The organism is Diplocloster modestus, assembly GCF_019042245.1.
Taxonomy (GTDB): domain Bacteria; phylum Bacillota; class Clostridia; order Lachnospirales; family Lachnospiraceae; genus Diplocloster; species Diplocloster modestus.
This window is the reverse complement of sequence record NZ_JAHQCX010000021.1, coordinates 72982-89965: the sequence shown is the minus strand read 5'-3', so window position 1 is coordinate 89965 and position 16984 is coordinate 72982. Positions and strand designations below refer to the sequence as shown.

General features: G+C 46.2%; 15 protein-coding genes. 2 read left to right on the top strand and 13 right to left on the bottom strand.

Features of this window, described 5'->3' with window-relative positions; translation table 11 throughout:
• Positions 1 to 55: 55 nt before the first annotated feature.
• From KTH90_RS21920 to KTH90_RS21905, 4 genes are all read right to left on the bottom strand, one after another.
• Positions 56 to 259 (bottom strand): hypothetical protein, encoded by a 204-nt coding sequence (locus KTH90_RS21920; protein WP_158355715.1) that lies wholly within the window; start codon positions 257 to 259, stop codon positions 56 to 58.
• 227 nt (positions 260 to 486) lie between these two features.
• The gene (locus KTH90_RS21915) at positions 487 to 726 is read right to left on the bottom strand and encodes a helix-turn-helix domain-containing protein (protein WP_158355716.1); all 240 of its coding nucleotides are present in this window, start codon (positions 724 to 726) and stop codon (positions 487 to 489) included.
• A 72-nt stretch (positions 727 to 798) separates the two neighbouring features.
• A complete protein-coding gene (locus KTH90_RS21910) occupies positions 799 to 1248 on the bottom strand; it encodes a hypothetical protein (protein ID WP_158355717.1) in 450 nt (149 codons plus the stop codon).
• A 50-nt stretch (positions 1249 to 1298) separates the two neighbouring features.
• Positions 1299 to 1862 (bottom strand): DUF2975 domain-containing protein, encoded by a 564-nt coding sequence (locus KTH90_RS21905; protein ID WP_238727480.1) that lies wholly within the window; start codon positions 1860 to 1862, stop codon positions 1299 to 1301.
• Between the two features lie 440 nt (positions 1863 to 2302).
• On the opposite strand from KTH90_RS21905, the gene KTH90_RS21900 reads away from it, so the two are divergent.
• On the top strand, positions 2303 to 3151 hold the full coding sequence (locus KTH90_RS21900) for an AraC family transcriptional regulator (RefSeq protein WP_158355719.1): 849 nt from the start codon (positions 2303 to 2305) through the stop codon (positions 3149 to 3151).
• A 194-nt stretch (positions 3152 to 3345) separates the two neighbouring features.
• On the opposite strand, the gene KTH90_RS21895 is transcribed toward KTH90_RS21900, so the two are convergent.
• From KTH90_RS21895 to KTH90_RS21875, 5 genes are all read right to left on the bottom strand, one after another.
• A complete protein-coding gene (locus KTH90_RS21895) occupies positions 3346 to 4443 on the bottom strand; it encodes a glycerol dehydrogenase (protein WP_158355720.1) in 1098 nt (365 codons plus the stop codon).
• A gap of 311 nt (positions 4444 to 4754) precedes the next feature.
• Positions 4755 to 5540: an alpha/beta hydrolase gene (locus KTH90_RS21890; protein WP_158355721.1), complete on the bottom strand. Its 786-nt coding sequence runs from the start codon at positions 5538 to 5540 to the stop codon at positions 4755 to 4757.
• Between the two features lie 22 nt (positions 5541 to 5562).
• Entirely contained in the window at positions 5563 to 6537 is a 975-nt protein-coding gene (locus KTH90_RS21885) for a sugar ABC transporter substrate-binding protein (protein WP_158355722.1), read from the bottom strand.
• Between the two features lie 84 nt (positions 6538 to 6621).
• Positions 6622 to 8103: a sugar ABC transporter ATP-binding protein gene (locus tag KTH90_RS21880; RefSeq protein WP_158355723.1), complete on the bottom strand. Its 1482-nt coding sequence runs from the start codon at positions 8101 to 8103 to the stop codon at positions 6622 to 6624.
• A 17-nt stretch (positions 8104 to 8120) separates the two neighbouring features.
• Complete coding sequence (locus KTH90_RS21875) at positions 8121 to 9065, bottom strand: ABC transporter permease (RefSeq protein ID WP_158355724.1); 945 nt, start codon at positions 9063 to 9065, stop codon at positions 8121 to 8123.
• Between the two features lie 268 nt (positions 9066 to 9333).
• Here KTH90_RS21875 and KTH90_RS21870 point away from each other — a divergent pair, with 268 nt between their 5' ends.
• Positions 9334 to 10275: an AraC family transcriptional regulator gene (locus KTH90_RS21870; RefSeq protein WP_158355725.1), complete on the top strand. Its 942-nt coding sequence runs from the start codon at positions 9334 to 9336 to the stop codon at positions 10273 to 10275.
• A gap of 90 nt (positions 10276 to 10365) precedes the next feature.
• Here the strand turns inward: KTH90_RS21870 and KTH90_RS21865 are convergent, their stop codons facing one another.
• The 4 genes from KTH90_RS21865 to KTH90_RS21850 form a co-directional block, all read right to left on the bottom strand.
• Positions 10366 to 11223 (bottom strand): hypothetical protein, encoded by an 858-nt coding sequence (locus tag KTH90_RS21865; protein WP_238727479.1) that lies wholly within the window; start codon positions 11221 to 11223, stop codon positions 10366 to 10368.
• 488 nt (positions 11224 to 11711) lie between these two features.
• Positions 11712 to 14330, bottom strand: coding sequence for a family 78 glycoside hydrolase catalytic domain (locus tag KTH90_RS21860; protein WP_158355733.1), 2619 nt, complete (start codon positions 14328 to 14330; stop codon positions 11712 to 11714).
• A gap of 72 nt (positions 14331 to 14402) precedes the next feature.
• The gene (locus KTH90_RS21855; protein ID WP_238727478.1) at positions 14403 to 15140 is read right to left on the bottom strand and encodes a response regulator transcription factor; all 738 of its coding nucleotides are present in this window, start codon (positions 15138 to 15140) and stop codon (positions 14403 to 14405) included.
• The gene (locus tag KTH90_RS21850) at positions 15137 to 16984 is read right to left on the bottom strand and encodes a cache domain-containing sensor histidine kinase (protein WP_158355731.1); all 1848 of its coding nucleotides are present in this window, start codon (positions 16982 to 16984) and stop codon (positions 15137 to 15139) included. The genes KTH90_RS21855 and KTH90_RS21850 overlap by 4 nt, the downstream gene beginning before the upstream one ends.

The window sequence follows — 16984 nt, the reverse complement described above, 5'->3', positions numbered from 1 at the left end:
TGCCACCAGCTAATCGCATCTGGTGGCAGAAATAATTTTTATTTTTTTTAATTGTCTACTTGACGGGAAGCAGTTCAAACTGCACTATGCTGCGGGCATACTTCTTTTTCTTCAAATAAAATGCAATACCGAAAAAAAGGCAGGTTCCTATGTAGGAAAAATTATAAAAATAAAATATATTATCAAGTGCCAGCCATAGTATCACCGCAACCGTCTCAAATACCAACCATATACCAAAAGGAAATGTCTTCTTTTTCATACGTGTTTTTCTCCATAGGAATATGCAATACACCGTTCCGCTTATCTGCCAAATATGAACCCATTATCATGCCAAGGCCGCCCTATAATCAACTGTTGCTTTCGATTATAACCACAAATCTTCTCCCGCACAAGCCTTAAAAACTGTCCGTACTCAAAGGCATGCAAATGGAAAAGGCCGGAGAGAGACGCCCCCGGATCCTGCCGGCAATAGAGTGTTGACTGTATTTATTCCTGATGTCCCAGGTTGGTATCTCGGGTATCAGCGGGCCGGTATTCCAGGATATCGCCGGGTTGACACTCAAGAACCTCACAGATAGACTCCAGAGTAGAGAAACGGATCGCCTTGACTTTGCCCGTTTTCAGGTTGGACAGATTGACATTGGAGATACCAACTTTCCCGGAGAGCTCATTCAGAGACATTTTACGGTCGGCCATGACACGGTCCAGGCGTAGGATAATAGGCATAATTTCCTCCTGTGTATTCGATGATTGATTACTTTTTGTTCCTGCATTCCGGAGTCTGCCGTCCGGCTGGTTTCACGGTCTTCGGTCCGGATCGGTTTTGGCATCCGCCGGCCTGGGCAGCAGAATACGTCTGATTCCGGCCGCGGCTGCCAGGAGAACCAGTTCCAGGATAAGAATCACGGATATCCGCATACGAAACCCGAAGGCATACAGAATCGTATATACTTCGCAGGTCAGGATCAGGATGTGCACCACCCGGAAGGCACCGGGTAACAGCTGCGCGCTATGCACGGAAAATTTGGAAAGGAACAGGATAAAAGCCTGTTTTCCTGCCACCGCCAGGAATAACGAAACTGCTGGGTACAGAAATATCGCATATCGGGGAGCCATCCGTACGGCTTCACTGCCCTGCCACTGTATGGCGGTCTGATCAGGCAGAAGGATCATGCCAAGAACAGCTATGAGAAGTTCGGGTATCAGCCCGATCCAGACGGCACGCGTCAATTTATTTGTTTTTTTCATTGAACATTAACTCTCTTTCTATTTCCGCTTGCTTCTGATTACTTAAGATGTTATAAAGTCTCATCCGCTTCCTGCTGTAAATAGCATCCGTACCGGAAAATCTCTGCCACACATAAGAACACCAGCCCCATAAAGACGAAAGTGATGTTCAGCTGGAACGCAGCCGTCACACCGGACAGTCTGCCCAGGATCCAGGCGGCTGCCTCTGGCAGCACATCCGATAGAAGGATCAGCCAGGCAAGCTGACGGATATGTCTGACATTGGCAGGCTCGTATGGGGTATAGCTCTTTATGATCCTCTTTAACAGTCCGCGGAGAATCAATAGGGCGGCAAAGCAAAACGCCATCCGTCCTGCAATGCTGACCAAAAGTACATTGAATGCCCTCACATTTAATCCTTTATCTGTCAGGATCGTAATACCGAACTTGCTTCCCGCCTGTCCTGCCGTGACCGGCGAATGTTCCGGCAACGGGATGTATCCGTCACTTCCTCTGTGATAGTTGATCATAATCAGCCCGAGGAGCAGCAGGGCAAAGGTAATGACCATGAGAATTTTGAGCACCTGTGAGATGCTCAGTATTCTTCTGGCTGATTTGTCTATGGTTTCTTTCATTTTGTATTCTCCTCCCGGGATTGGTCTTATGCTTTCTATGTATTCTTTCTTACCGTTGCATGTTGGTTTTCTTACCAATACATTACGCCTTGATTTAGCTTTTGTCAATTGATATTTAATGATTATCATTAAACTTTTAATTCAATATGATAATATTCAACTTCAGTATCCCCGTTAATAAAAATGGGGAACTCACATGTAAGACAAAATGCCGCTTTTGTAACTGAAATGCCGGACCGGTATTTCTCTTATAATTTATCTACCCCCATGAGACTGTCCGAAAAGCAGGCTCACGCTTCCATAAAAATGCAGCTTTTCCATACGAAATTGTTATGTTATGATTAAGGTAAGAAAAGAAAGAGCCCTCTCCTTTTCGTGCAGAAAAAGAGAGGACAGCATAACCTCTGTTCTATATACTAAATACCAAGGAGCTGACTACAATGGACTGGATAGAACGTTTAAACGATTCGATACATTATATTGAAGAACATCTGGACAAAGACATTGATTACGAGCAGGTCGCGAGGATCGCCTGCTGTTCCGCCTATCACTATCAGAGAATGTTTACCTATCTGGCGGAAACCACCCTGTCGGAATATATCCGGCGCCGGCGCATGACCTTAGCGGCCGTGGATCTGCAGGAGGAAGATCAGAAGATAATCGATGTTGCCCTCCGTTACGGATACTCTTCTCCCACTGCATTTAACCGGGCTTTTCAGAATGTCCACGGGATCGCGCCCTCCCTGGTAAAAAAGGGCGGTGTGCCGTTAAAATCCTATCCGCCCATCAGCTTCAAAATCACAATAAAAGGAGCTGCTGAAATGAATTACCGGATTGAAAAGAAAGAATCCATCCGCATAGTCGGTATGGGGGAACCTCTTCACAAGGAACTGGAAAAGAATTTTGAGATTGTGCCGATGATGTGGCAGAAGGCAGCCACAGATGGGACGATCCCGAAGCTTGCTTCCCTGATGGACAGCGAACCTATGGGCCTTCTCGGCGTCAGTGCCTGCAATACCGAAGACTGGAAATACTACATCGCGGTGGCCAGCACAAAACCCATCGACGATACGCTGGAAGAATATCTCATCCCCGCCTCCGCCTGGGCCGTATTCCCCGGAGAAGGGACGAACCAGTCCATCCAGGAATTGGAGAAGAGGATTGTGACCGAGTGGCTGCCCACCTCCGGATATGAGTACGGAAACGCGCCGGATATCGAGGTTTATCTGAATCCCGATCCCCAGAATGCCAAATATGAAGTATGGATTCCGGTGGTAAAAAAGGACTGATTGTCATACGGCATTCAAACCATATTGTCTTGTCATCTACAGAATAATTGGTTCAACGATCAAAAAAGAGAACAGACACTCAGAAGCTTTTTGGCATACTGCTGATCCAACTGCCAGCATAAAGACATGATCCCTGAGATCATGTTCTCTTTTATTTTCTGCTATTATGACAATCTAAGAAACCTAAGGAACTATTATTCCGCTGCGTAATACCTTCCAAGAGCGTCTGCTCCCATTATCGCCGCATAGACATCTTCCGGAGTCACCTCAAAAGGCATATTTCCCAGCGTGTCATTCTCTGAGCAGGCCAGTTTTGCCACTTCTATGATCTGTTCCGGATTTACTTCCTTGATGCCCAGATCAGCCAGCGTAGTAGGCAGTCCCACCTCCATGCAGAAATCCAGTACCGTCTCGATCTCTTCCATATCGGCATTTTCCAGAACCAGCTGTACCAGTGTTCCAAAAGCCACCTTTTCCCCGTGATAAAAAGCATGGGTCTCAGGAATGGCTGTCATACCATTGTGGATGGCATGTGCTCCGGCCAGTCCGCCGCTCTCAAACCCGATACCTGACAGGTAGGTATTCGCCTCGATCACATGCTCCACTGCTTTTGTGCAAGCTTTTGCCTGGACAGCCAGATACGCGCTGACTCCGCTTTCCAGCAGGGTTTCATAGCAAAGCTTCGCCAGGGCCATTGCCGCCAGCGTGATCTTTCCGCCCACGCAGTTGCCCGCATTGGATCTTAAGCAGGCTCTCGCCTCAAAATACGTGGCCAGCGCATCTCCCATACCGGAAACCAAAAGTCTGGCCGGTGCATTGCATACGATGTCGGTGTCCACCAGAACCAGATTTGGGCTGGCCGGCAGGAACAGATATTTTTCAAACACGCCTTCGTCCGAATAGATCACGGACAACGCGCTGCAGGGAGCGTCTGTCGAAGCGATGGTGGGAACGATCACTACCGGAAGTCCCATGTAATAGGCCACTGCTTTCGCCGTATCATGAATCTTGCCTCCGCCGATTCCAACAATGGTATCACAGCCGGCCGCCTTGCATTCTCCGATCAGCCGGTTGATCTCTGTCATAGAGCATTCTCCGTTGAAATTTTCAAATATAAGCTTGAGGTCTGCATCCTCTTTTCCTTCCAGGATCGCAGGTTCTACCCGCTTTCTGCCTGACTCGCTGGTCAGAATACAGATTTTTTTGCCGTAATTTCCCGCATAGCTGCTGAGTTTCTTGATTTCACCCTTACCCTGAATATATCTGCTGGGGCTGCCAATAATGTTTGCCATACTTTTATCCTCCTTCGGTTTCTGCTGTTTGTTATTTTTTTAACATACTTTTATTATTATAGAAGCCGACCTTTGCGTCAATCTGTAAACTGACAAAATTTTATCTTTCTCCTGGCTTTTCTATGGACAACTTGCCCACCAGTTCTCCAGTATTATGGATATTTCCCAACATCCCGGTCCTGCATCGCTTTTTTTACTACAAAATTACTAGGTTGTCGGAAAACGAGGACGGAGGCATAATAAAACAGAACCTATTCCTAGTATTGTTGGAATTAGGTTCTGTTTGACAGGAGAATATAAAAATTGATCAGCTATGTTTCGTAAGGCAGCAGCCATTCCAATGCTCTTGCCAGCGCAGTATCCCAAAAGCCCCATTCATGCCCGCCTTGAAAATGCTCAAAGGAACAGGGAAGGCCATATTGCAGCGCTGTTTTTGCAAATAATTCGCTTGCTCCGAATAAGAAATCCTCTTCGCCGCAGTATAGTTTTAACTGCGGGCAGCTTTCAGGTTTCCCATTTTTCAAAAGTTGAATCAAATCGTTTTCCGCCGCCACCTTCCCTGTGTCTCCATAGATTGCTTTAAAATTCGGCGTAACACTGCAATGGGGAATGATATTCGGATTTTCCCTGCATTTCTCTATCATGTCCAAAACATCCAGCATCCCGGAAAAGCTTACGGCATATCCATATTGCTGCGGACAACGCAGCGCAAGTTTTAACGCCCCGTATCCTCCCATGGACAAGCCTGCCGCACAGGTATGCGCCCGTTTACCGGATACCGGGAAATTGCCGGTTATAAATAGCGGAAGCTCCACCGACAGATAGGTCCAATACAAGTCACCTGCCGCCGTATCGGTGTAAAAACCATTGTTTCCATCTGGCATTACCACTACAATCTGCCTGTCCATCAGATAATATTCCAGACGGGAAAGCCGCAGCCAGTCACTGCCGTCCCCGGTGTATCCATGTAATAGGTACAGCACCGCATATCCGTCCGCGGGCGGCTTTTCTCCCGGTCCCAAATCTGGAATCAAGACGTGGACATTTGTTTTAACACCAAGGCTCCACGAATGAATCGTTGCTCTTAGATATGTCATATCATACTCTCGTTCTTTTCTTTTACTTGACAAAATCCTTCACGTTATTATGGTCGGCAAGACTGATTTCAATATTGGTAATCGGTTCCACCGACTCTCCCGCCAGTACCTTTTCTACTGCCGCAATCGAATCCGTTACAATATTTTCCGGCGGAACTACAATGATCGCCTTATAATACGGGTCATCATTTTCCAGCGCGGTAAACGGCTCTTCTCCAAATCCTCCGCAGGACAGCACGGCACACTTTTTTGCCTTCGCTTCCTGCAGGGCCGTAACTGCTCCCCAGGCATGATTATCCACAACGCCATAGACAATATCAATCCCCTTCGCAATGTTATTATTTATTACATTAGCGGAAAGCTCGCGGTTTCCATTGGTACACTGGCGCGCGACTAAATTCAAATTTTCCACATCCTTCAGTGCGTCCAGAAATCCTTCGTCCCTCTTCTCCAGATGCGGATAGCCCGTGCCATCCAGCATGACAAGATTTACGGAATCCTTATCCGCCAGATTATCCTGAATATATTTCACCGCATATTCCCCCAGCATCTGGCCGCTTTTATAATTATCCCAGGAAATACAGGTGGAAATCCAGGGATGATCGATCGGGGTGTCGATCGCAATAACCGGTATCCCGGCCTCCTGACATTTGTCGATGGCGGGTAGAATCCCCTCCACATCCGCCGCCGAAAGGACGATGGCGTCATATTTCTTGGTAATAAAGTTTTCAATCTGCTGTACCTGCTTTTCATTTTCCTGATTGCCATCCTGGATATTTACTTCATAACCCTTATCCGCGCATTGTTTTTCAAACTGATCCGCAATATCGGCCAGCCATTCGTCATTTTTGGTGAACAGGCAAACTCCGATCCGAAGGGATTTTTCCGCAGATGAGGCTGCGGCAGACGCGGCCCCGGTATCCGTCTTCGATCCACAACCCGCGGTCAATCCACAGATGAGGATAAGGACTAAAAATATCGCTGTTGTTTTTTTCATAGTGTTTCCTCCTTTAAATTGGTATTCTGACAATAAGTTCTTTTATAAAAAGAAACAAGTCGGTAATGCTGACCGGCTTCGTAATTATACGCACAAAGCCATAATCGCCTCCTGGGATGCCTGCCCGCGTGTAAGCTCTCCGGCCTTTCGCCCCTCGTACATCACCACGATATGATCACACATCCCCAGCAGCTCCGGCATTTCACTGCTTATCATGATGATGGATTTCCCCTGTCCCACAAGTTTTCCCATCAGCCGGTAGATTTCACTTTTGGCTCCTACATCGATACCGCGGGTCGGCTCGTCCATGATAATGATATCACTGTCGGCCATCAGCCATTTTGCGATAACGACCTTCTGCTGGTTGCCGCCGCTTAAAAACTGCACTTCTGTATCCGGTCCCGGCGCGGCGATGGAGAGTGCCTCGATATATTCCTGCGCATAACGCCGTTCCAGCTTTTTGCTAAGTATGCCCCGGTGTATAATCTTCTTCAGGCTGCTCATACAAATATTACCGCTGATAGAAGCGATCTGCACAAGGCCCTGTTTTTTTCTGTCCTCCGGTATCAGTCCGATTCCCGCCCGGATAGCCTGTGCAAACTTCTTATACCGTACCGTTCTGCCGTCTTTTCGCACCTCACCTTTCGTTAAATCCGAAAGTCCAAGAAGAGCCAGCATGACCTCCGTACGCCCGGCACCCACCAGACCGGAAAACCCTAAGATTTCGCCCCTGTGGAGTGTAAACGAAATATCTTCAAATACCCCCTTCTGTGTCAGGCCTGTCACCTCTAAAACCGGCATTCCCAGCTCTACCTCACACTTAGGATATTCATTTACCAGTGTGCGGCCCACCATGAGACGAATCAGCTCTTCTCTCGAACATTCCTGTACCGGAAGAGTTTTTACGAACCTTCCGTCCCGCAGCACGGTAATATCATCGGCCAGATTGAAGATCTCCTCCATTCGATGCGAAATGTATATAATGGTCACACCATCACGGACTAACCGGCGCATCATGGAAAACATCACCGTCAGCTCCTTGTCCGTCAGCGTGGCTGACGGCTCGTCCATGATCAACAGTCTGCAATTATGATTCACTGCCTTACAGATTTCCACCACCTGCTTCTGCGCTACGGAGAGTGTTTCCACAAGCTGTGTTTCCCGCATGCTCATACCCAGCTGTGCCAGCATTTTGGCAGCTTTGTGATGCATCGTTTTCCAATCCGCCAGGCCCCCGCGATATAATAGATTACCCAGGAATATATTTTCCGTAATAGAAAGGGTCTCACACAGTTTCAGTTCCTGGTGTACTACACTGATTCCATGCGCCTGGGCATCGGCAGGACTTCGCAGCGTCAGCTTTTTTCCATCCAATAAGATATCTCCCATATAATTCAAATAGATTCCTGCCAGGATCTTTATCAAAGTAGATTTTCCAGCGCCATTTTCTCCGACCAGTGCATGAATCCTGCCCCGGGAAACCGTAAAAGTTACGTTGTCCAGCGCCCGGACACCTGGAAACTCTTTCGTAATACCGCTCAGACTTAAAATCGTATCATCACCCATCCACTCACCTCCAAACTCTAATTGCGTTTCCTGTTCCCCAGCACATCCGCTGTAATTGCAATAATCAGCACGCCGCCCTTGATGGCATTCTGGTAAAACGGATCGACATCCAGCATCGTCATCCCGTTGAAAAACATAATTAAGAAAATCGTACCAAACAACACACCCACGATCTTTCCCTTTCCACCTGTGGTGGAAAGCCCGCCGATCACACAGGCGATCAGCGTGTCAAACTCGTATTGATTCCCGTTTGTGATTGAAACGGAATCCAGACGGGACATAAGGAGCACGCCGGCCACACCGGCTAACAGTCCTCCCAGGACATAGGTGGCACAGAGATATTTTTTTGTGGGGATGCCGGCAAAGTACGCCGCTTCCTTTCCACCGCCGATGGCAAATACGTTCCGGCCAAACCGGGTTTTTACGGCTACAAACTGTACCAGTGCATAAAAAGCAAGCATGATTAAAACGCAGATCGGAATCGGCCCCAGATAGCCCCTCCCTAAAAAAGCGATGTCTTCCGGCAGGCGGGCAATCGGCGTGGCATTTGTTATGATTTTGGCAAAACTCTGGCAGATCATCTGCATCCCCAGCGTGGCAATAAAGGCGGGTAATCCCACATAAGCCACCAGGAATCCATTACACAGGCCGATCAGACATCCCATGATCAGTGCACATATCACCGCAACCCAGGGGTTGATATCCATGAATTTCATCAAATAAGCACTAACAACACTGCTGAAGCATACACACTGTCCGATCGATAAATCCAGGTTCCCGCTGATGACAATTAACGCCTGTCCGATAGCTGCGATAGATAACGCGGCACATTGCAGCAGTATATTGGTGAGATTCTGCGCAGTAAGAAAATATGGTGAAGCTACGGTAAACACCGCTCCCATTACAAGGATGGCCAGAATAGACGAATACTCCCGCGTCAATTGCATCAGCTTATCTTTCATAATAATCTACCTCTCTTCAATAGTAATTCCACCGTGTTCACAATTGTAAAATCGTTCATTTTGCACAAATCAAACCATACGCAAAAATATACATTTTGCATAATAATAACATTATATTTCATAATAATTTATGCTTTCTGTTTCCATGTTTTCAATTTATCACAACAGAACCCGGCTTTCTATACAATTTCGTGCGTATAATTTACAAAATCGATCCAAATATGCTACAATGGTATAAAATTGTCAGTCTGACAGGAGGCAGCCCGGAATGGATGAGAAACGTTTTCTGGCGCAGACAATGCGTCATCCCCTGCATATAACGCAGGTGATAAGCGCATTTTACAGTGATCTTGGACAGGACTTTATTTCCCGTGGAGAAATGCATGATTTTTGGGAGTTTGTATATGTAGACCGCGGACATTTGCATGTAGAAACAGATCTCGGTTCCTATCCGCTGGCGCAGGGGCAAATAACCTTTCACCCGCCTATGGAATATCATCGGCATATCGCCGGTCCGAACCAGGATACCTCTCTTTGCATTGCAGCATTTTACTGCGACGCTCCCGCCCTGGCCCTTATGGCGCACCGAACCTTTATCTTAGATGATACCCGCCGCCGTGCCTTATCCGAGGCCCTGAAATACGCGACTGATATCTTTTCCTCGCTGGTGGATGCGCAGGATGTACTTTATCTTGTAAAAAAACCGGATGTAAGTGAAGTGCAGGAGCAGTTATTTACCAATTCTCTGGAAAGTTTTCTCCTGCTCTGTACACAGGAGGCAGAAGGCCAGCCCTTAAGCCTGCGGCCGGCCGACGCGATCGCCTGCACCCGTGCGGAGCATTTGGGACAGCGCGCGGTTGACTATCTCGCCCAGCATCTGATGGAACCGCTGTCCATTCCCCAGATGTGTGTCGCGCTGGGATGCTCCAAAACAACGCTTTCCACCGCATTTCGCGCATATACCGGCAGCTCTGTAATTCCATATTTCAACCGTCTTAAAATTGAAGCTGCAAAAAATATGATACGCTTTGAGGACTTAACGCTGACGCAAATAGCAGCTCGTCTGAATTTCTGTAATCTCAATTACTTTTCCACCGCTTTCAAGAGGTATACCGGTATGTATCCGAGAGAGTACGCGAAAAGTCTCAAAGTACATAACGGTGTTTATCTTGTGAATCCGGAGCATGACGCCATCCTGCGGCACAGTTGAAGCGAAATCCCTATCCATAATGAAAAAAGACCATCTGGGAACGATATATATCGTAAGTCAGACGGTCTCTCTCGTTTGAAATTTATGTTTCTACTTCTCTAATATTTTTCTGACGTTCTCTTCTGACGTGTTACATTGTTTAGCTATCGTTTCGGCAGTTTCTCCCTGTTCGTGCAGACGGAATATTTTTTTAGCAAGGTCGATTCCCTTTTCCATTCCTTTTTCCATTCCATCTTCCATCAACATCTGTCCAAGCCTGGTCATAGCGATTACCTCCTTAATATCCTGCAATTCCATCTCGTCCAGCAGCTTATCCGCCAGCGCGTATAAGACGGCCTGCATTTTTTTCAGTTCTTCTTCCTCAACCTTCATCACCGATTCATTTAGAATTCCCAGCGCCTGTTTGATTCTGTCTTTTGAACGCATCGTTCCGCCCATCAAAGGGCTAAGCAGCATCGGCAGCAGATCTTCTTTTTTCAGCATTTCGCTGGCACTGACTTTCTTCTGAAGCGCGGCGAAAATTTGATCGGCATCCGCATCTTTCAGACGGATCACCTTTATCCGGTACGTATTCAGCCCTTCCGTAAATTCGGACCGGATTTTCTTAGCATCCGCAGTACAGACCACATAAGTTATAACCGATACCTGATACTTCCTGCTTGTCGCCGCTTCGTACTCCCGGAAGCGCTTGAGGTCAGCGAGCCGGATGGGATCGCTTTCGAACTCCAGATGAAGCCAGCTTCTGTCCTCCAGTTCATAATTAAAATCCTGATACATCTGCCTGGCTTCCAACTGAACCAGCTCGGTCGGCGCAATGTAATGAACCTGCTGCTGAATTCCCAGATACTGAAGCAGTTCCGTTCCGAAATACTGGGCCGCCGTTTTCATCACCATATCCTCCAGATGATAATTGCCGGGCGGCTGCCCTTGTCTGTGGTTTTCTTCCATATAGCTATTCCTTTCCAAAGCCATAAGAAGAACTATCTCTATTCGTATCTCCATCGCCAGGAAACCGCGGCAGCGCAAAGTAATCATTTGAGCCGCTGCTTTTATTATAATCTGTATTCGTACACGGTACAACAGTTAAGCTTTTTTTATTTTTATAATTATTATTACTTTTTATTTTTTGAGAACAATGCCTGATTCAGGCTGAAATAAGATATTGATAAATATGTATATCATACGGTTTGGCGGTGTTACTATATCAGAGACGTTCTACCTTTTTCTACCGTGGGTGTGTGTACGAAAGTGTCCTCCTTCCGCTCACACAGATATATTCTGTTATAGAGCAGATCTGATATTAATCTTTAAAAGGCACCTGAACATATTATATCAATATCTTACCTAAGTAACAACTATTTTAAACCGGAATCCTTATAGAAATATCAAAAAGGTTTTGTATAACCACTAACATCTTTCTGATCATCTAACATACCTTAAAGGTTTGGCTGTACGCTATGAGAAGTGATGGTAAACTTATAATGTCCCGCTTTCATATTGATCTTTTCTACTCCGAAAATAACTTCTGCATCCGTGTTAAACGGTATATCAATTGTCAGGCTGATCTGCTCCCCCTCTCTTATCCAAACGCATCCCACCATACCATACGGACTTTCCCACTGACAATTAAGGCTATCCAAATCCTCCGGAAAAACCGGTGATATTCTGAAATGCCGGAAAACATCATTTCCTGGCTGATATTGGATCCCTGACAGTGAATGAAGAATCCATCCTGCAACTCCTGTATAACAGGTATGAATACGGCTTCCGCCGTAGATATCCCTCATATCCCACATCTCGGGCCAAGTAGTCTGGTCACGTGCCAGAAAATATCCATAGGAAGGAAAATCCGTCCTTTTAAGCCAGCGGTAAATCTCCATGCTGCCCTCCGGGAATTCAGACATTTCTCTTAGCAGCAGCGTCAAACCCGCACTGCCCCCGTCCAGGTATCCCCTACGATTCACAATATCCGCCAAACGCGTTTGAACTTCCGGTACCAGCGCAGCCGGTACTACTTTGCCGTGGAGAGCTGCTGCCTGATATCTGGCTGCCTCTGTAAAATAAATGTTTTGGCCCGGATGGTAATATTTTTCATGAATCGCTTTGCTCAATTGCAGGTGCCGCTTCTCAAAGAACCGTGCATCCGTTCCTTCTCTTATCTTTTCTGCAAGATATGCCATTTTCCACAGTCCCGCAGCATATACACAATTGTTAAAGAATAAAGCGGCATCCGAGATTCCCCAATCATCCCCATCCGGAGTAGCCCAATCCCCAAGAAACCCCCATTCATCGATTTCATAGCGTGTCAGTAAACCATCCTCAATTTTGTCATCCAGATACCGGATCCATCTTTTTAATCCGGGATACATCCTTTTCAGCAGCTCCTGATCCGCAAACTGCAAATAATAGTCATACATACCAGTTATCGGATAGCCGCTCCATGCAGTACCGCCGCCACCTCGTATACCTGGTACTGTATGGGGGAAATATCCGTCAGCTTCCTGGCAATCCCCCCACATCAGAAGATAGTTTTTATAGAAAGCTGCTGAATCAAAGCCAGCCAGCCCACAGCCCCAGGTTGTACTGCATCCTGTCTCCCCGTAACCCAGGCGCTCTCTGTGCGGACAATCCATTGTCACCCCATTCACAGTGTTGGCCTGGAAGGTTCGCAGATCTGTTTCCAATATTTTATTCAACAGTTCATCAGAGCATCCAAATGTCAAAGTCTTATCCTTCATATTTCCTAACGCAAGTCCGGTCACATCACCGATTCTGACCGGAATCCCCGGATTTGGTCCGAGTATAGTTATGTAACGACCGCTGAAATAATTAAATTCATTACAAAAGTTACCTTCTTTATGCTTTCCGAAAGAAAACAGATATCTTTGTTGGAACGTACAGTCTTCCTCAACTTTATCCGCGATCCTAAATTCCACTGTATCCTGTGATCCTTTGAAAAGCTGGATTTTCAGCCACCCTGTGTAATTTTTCCCCATATCGATTCTGATTGTGCCGTTTGCCTCCGATGTTATACTGGATGGCTGTATTGTTTCGATAACTCGGTCATACTGTGCTATCTCCGGCTTTATAGCAGGGCTAAAATCCTGGATCGGCAAGCGGTTCATATGTCTGAAACTATCATATGGACTCCCTGGGCAGCACCATTCCCGGACTGACGAATCTGCCTGGATCGCTTCTCCTCCAAAATCTCCCCAGGAAAAACTTCCTATGTATGTATTTCCATTTTCACAGCACTGATAGGTGGCGTCGGAATGCATTTCTTTCCACCCACCCTGATCACAGTAATAAACTTGAGCCAGAATCCCCGGCTGGACACCAGGTTCCATCCTGGTAAATCCCGCATCCATACAAAACCCAATCACATTTTTCCCATCTTTCAAAAACTGGGAAAGGTCGTATGTAACACCTACCGCCGTCCGATATCCATGAATCCTGCTTCTTAGCGGGGCAAGTATTCTGTCCGATATCTTCTTGCCATTCAGATACACCTGGTGATATCCGAAGGATGCTACATAGAGATAGGCCTGTGAACATACATTTTCCACATCCAGTTCTGCACGAATCCAAACATGATCCCGATAAGGGTCAATACCGGGTACTCCTGCATAAGTGAGCCATTCTCCCAGCCATTCCTCTTTTCGAATACCCGTAACAAATGTCTGCACGGGACTGTCATATCTTCCTCTGGAAGTACATTTACAGTACATTGCTTCCGGAAACCGGGATACATCTTTTTGTGCTGACATATCTTCTCCCAGCCACAACCGCACTTTCCAGTAATACCTTTTATGTGACGCAAGATTTATTTTACAGCCAATATTTCGGGATTCACAGCTTTTGATTATTTCGGAATTCCAGACATTCCCCTCATCAAACTCTTCATCCCGATCGTGAATCATCAGGCGGTAAGCTAACTGTACTTTATATCTTTCCTGACCAGTGCAAAGTTTCCAACAAAAGCTCAGTTCCTCCGGGTTCACCCCGACGGGACATATCAACTCATTACATCGCAAATCATAAAACTGAACATCCATAATTTCCTCCTGTGGCGCATTTACTGCGCCTTAAATTCAGGTATGGTTTCAACCGTTCCTCCTGTGGCGCATTTACTCAAAGTGATCCCTATACTGACTCGGCGTCAGGCCCATAACTTTTTTAAACATCGAGGCAAATTGCTTCGGATTCTTATAACCGACCTGTGCAGACACATCGCTGATACGGACTGCCGGATCCTTCAGCATAATACCCGCCATCTCCATCTTAATCCGGATCAGATATTCTGTAATCGTGACTCCCGTCTCTTTTTTGAACAGCTGGCTGATATAGGAGGGATTCATATAGAATTTATCTGACAGCTCTTTTAAAGTTATATCCTGGCTGAAATGATTTCTCAGATACTTTTTGATCTCCCGTATCGTCCTCCTGTCGTCTTCATTCAGCTTTACATCCACGCGGTTCCCCGCACGGTTCTCATCGCACCGGTCGATATAAGCTCTGAGCGAGCGGATAAAGTCATTTTTATCAATGGGCTTTAACAGATAATCCTGTGCTCCGTATTTTAATGCCGTCCGGCAGTAATCGAAATCATCGAAGCCGCTGATCAGGAATACGTCGGTCTGCTGCCCGCGGTTTCTAAGTGTCTTCAGTAATTCCAGACCGTCCACATAGGGCATCCGTATATCCGATATGATTAGATCTGCTCCGCTGATTTCCAGATATTCCAGGCATTCTCTTCCGTTTTGTAAAGATGCCGTCACTTCCAGCTCTGGAAGATTTTCCCTGATAATTTTTTGAATACCCTTTCGAATAATTTTCTCATCGTCCAGTATAATTGTCCGAATCACGATACTGACACCTCCCCGCATTCTTTAACCGGCAGCCGAACCGTAATTCTAGTCCCCTCATTTAAAACACTGTCGATAGATAAGCCGTATTGATTATCATGGGCATACAGCTTAATTCTCTGATGCACATTGATCAGGCCGATGCTTCTGGGGGAAGATCCTTCCTCCAGATCATTTGACTGTATCCGTTCTCGAACCATCTTTAGGGTCTCCGGATTCATTCCAATCCCGTTGTCATGGATACAAAAGCGAAGATCCTTTCCCTCGCTCCAACCGCTGATCTCAATCAATCCCTTACTTCCTTTCAGTTCCAGTCCGTGGTAAATAGAATTCTCCACCAGCGGCTGTAAGATCAGTTTTGGAATCTTATAATCAAGAATTCTGTTATCCATATGAATGACAACTTCGAACAGATCATCAAATCGTATCTTCTGGATGAGCAGATAACTTTTCACATGCTCTACCTCTTCAGCCACGGTGACCAGAGGAATACCGCGGTTAATACTGATACGGATCAATTTTCCCAGGGCATTGGCCATCTTCTGAGTTTCCTCATCGTCATTTAGCTCCGCCATCATACTGATCGATTCCAGTGTATTATAAATAAAATGCGGATTTATCTGAGCCTGCAGCGCATCCAGCTCTGCTTTCGCAGCCTTAATCATTCCTTCCTTTTTCTCCTGTTCCAGCCGGTTAACTGTGTTGATCAAATAATTCAGCTGCCGGTTCATACTATTAAAGTTCTCACACAGATCTCCGATCTCGTCTTCCGACGAAACAGGTATCTGCACCTTATAATCCCCCGCTTTAACCTGACGCATACCATTTTTCAACTGATCCAGCTTGCGGAACAGATGATAGGTGATCATGATGATCAATACAGCAGTAACCGTACCCGTCATCACCATCAGCAGTATCGTAAACATCCGGATATTGCCGGAAATATTAGTGAGGGTCTTAATGTCAATACCGCTGACCACTTTCCAGCCGGTCTTTTCGGACTTGTGGTAATTCACATAGATATTTTTGTCTGAAATATTTTCCACAAAGTACCGCCGGTCCTCCTCTTGAAATGCTTCGCTGTCAAGGAGCCTCTGATAGAATCCTTCATACACCGTTCCCGAAATATCTGTGCCGATATTAGAATAGATCAGCTGGTTATCTGCATCCATAATCAACAGATACTGCTCTTCCGTAAGATCCATGTTTTGATACAGCCGCCGGAACAATTCCAGATTTACATCCACCAGAATCGTAGCCATCCTCTGTCCGGTTTTTAGGTTTCTGATATTTTTCACCAGAGTGACTACCGGCGTTTTGTCCAAAAGATACCTGTTGGGGACATGAGATCCCAGGATGTATAGTGAATTGCTGTCCTCCATCTGTGTAAACCATTTCTCCTGTTCAATACAATATTCCCTCTTCAGGGAAGGAGAAGTGGAATTGTAATAAACAAATCCATTTTTTCCAAAGACATAGACGCCGTGGATATCCCGTCTGGAATACTCGCCCTGACGCAGTTTATCTCTGACGATGTATTCATCATCCAGGGAAACCGGCTGGCTGTCCATTTCATATTTTTCAAATATTTCTATGGTCTTGGGATCAATCTCTATACTGTAAATTAGTGCTTCCATCTGTGAAAGGTTATCATCCAAATTCATACTGACCTGCCGTACCAGTTTCGTAGACATGTCGTAGGCCACCTGATCCACTGACCGGATAGATACAATATACATTCCCACCCCCGTCACCAGTACTGCAATCAGCGTACACAGAAGGCTGGCGCACACTAGTTTCGTCTGAAATTTTCTCTTATGCCCCGGCTTTCCACGTTTTTTCAT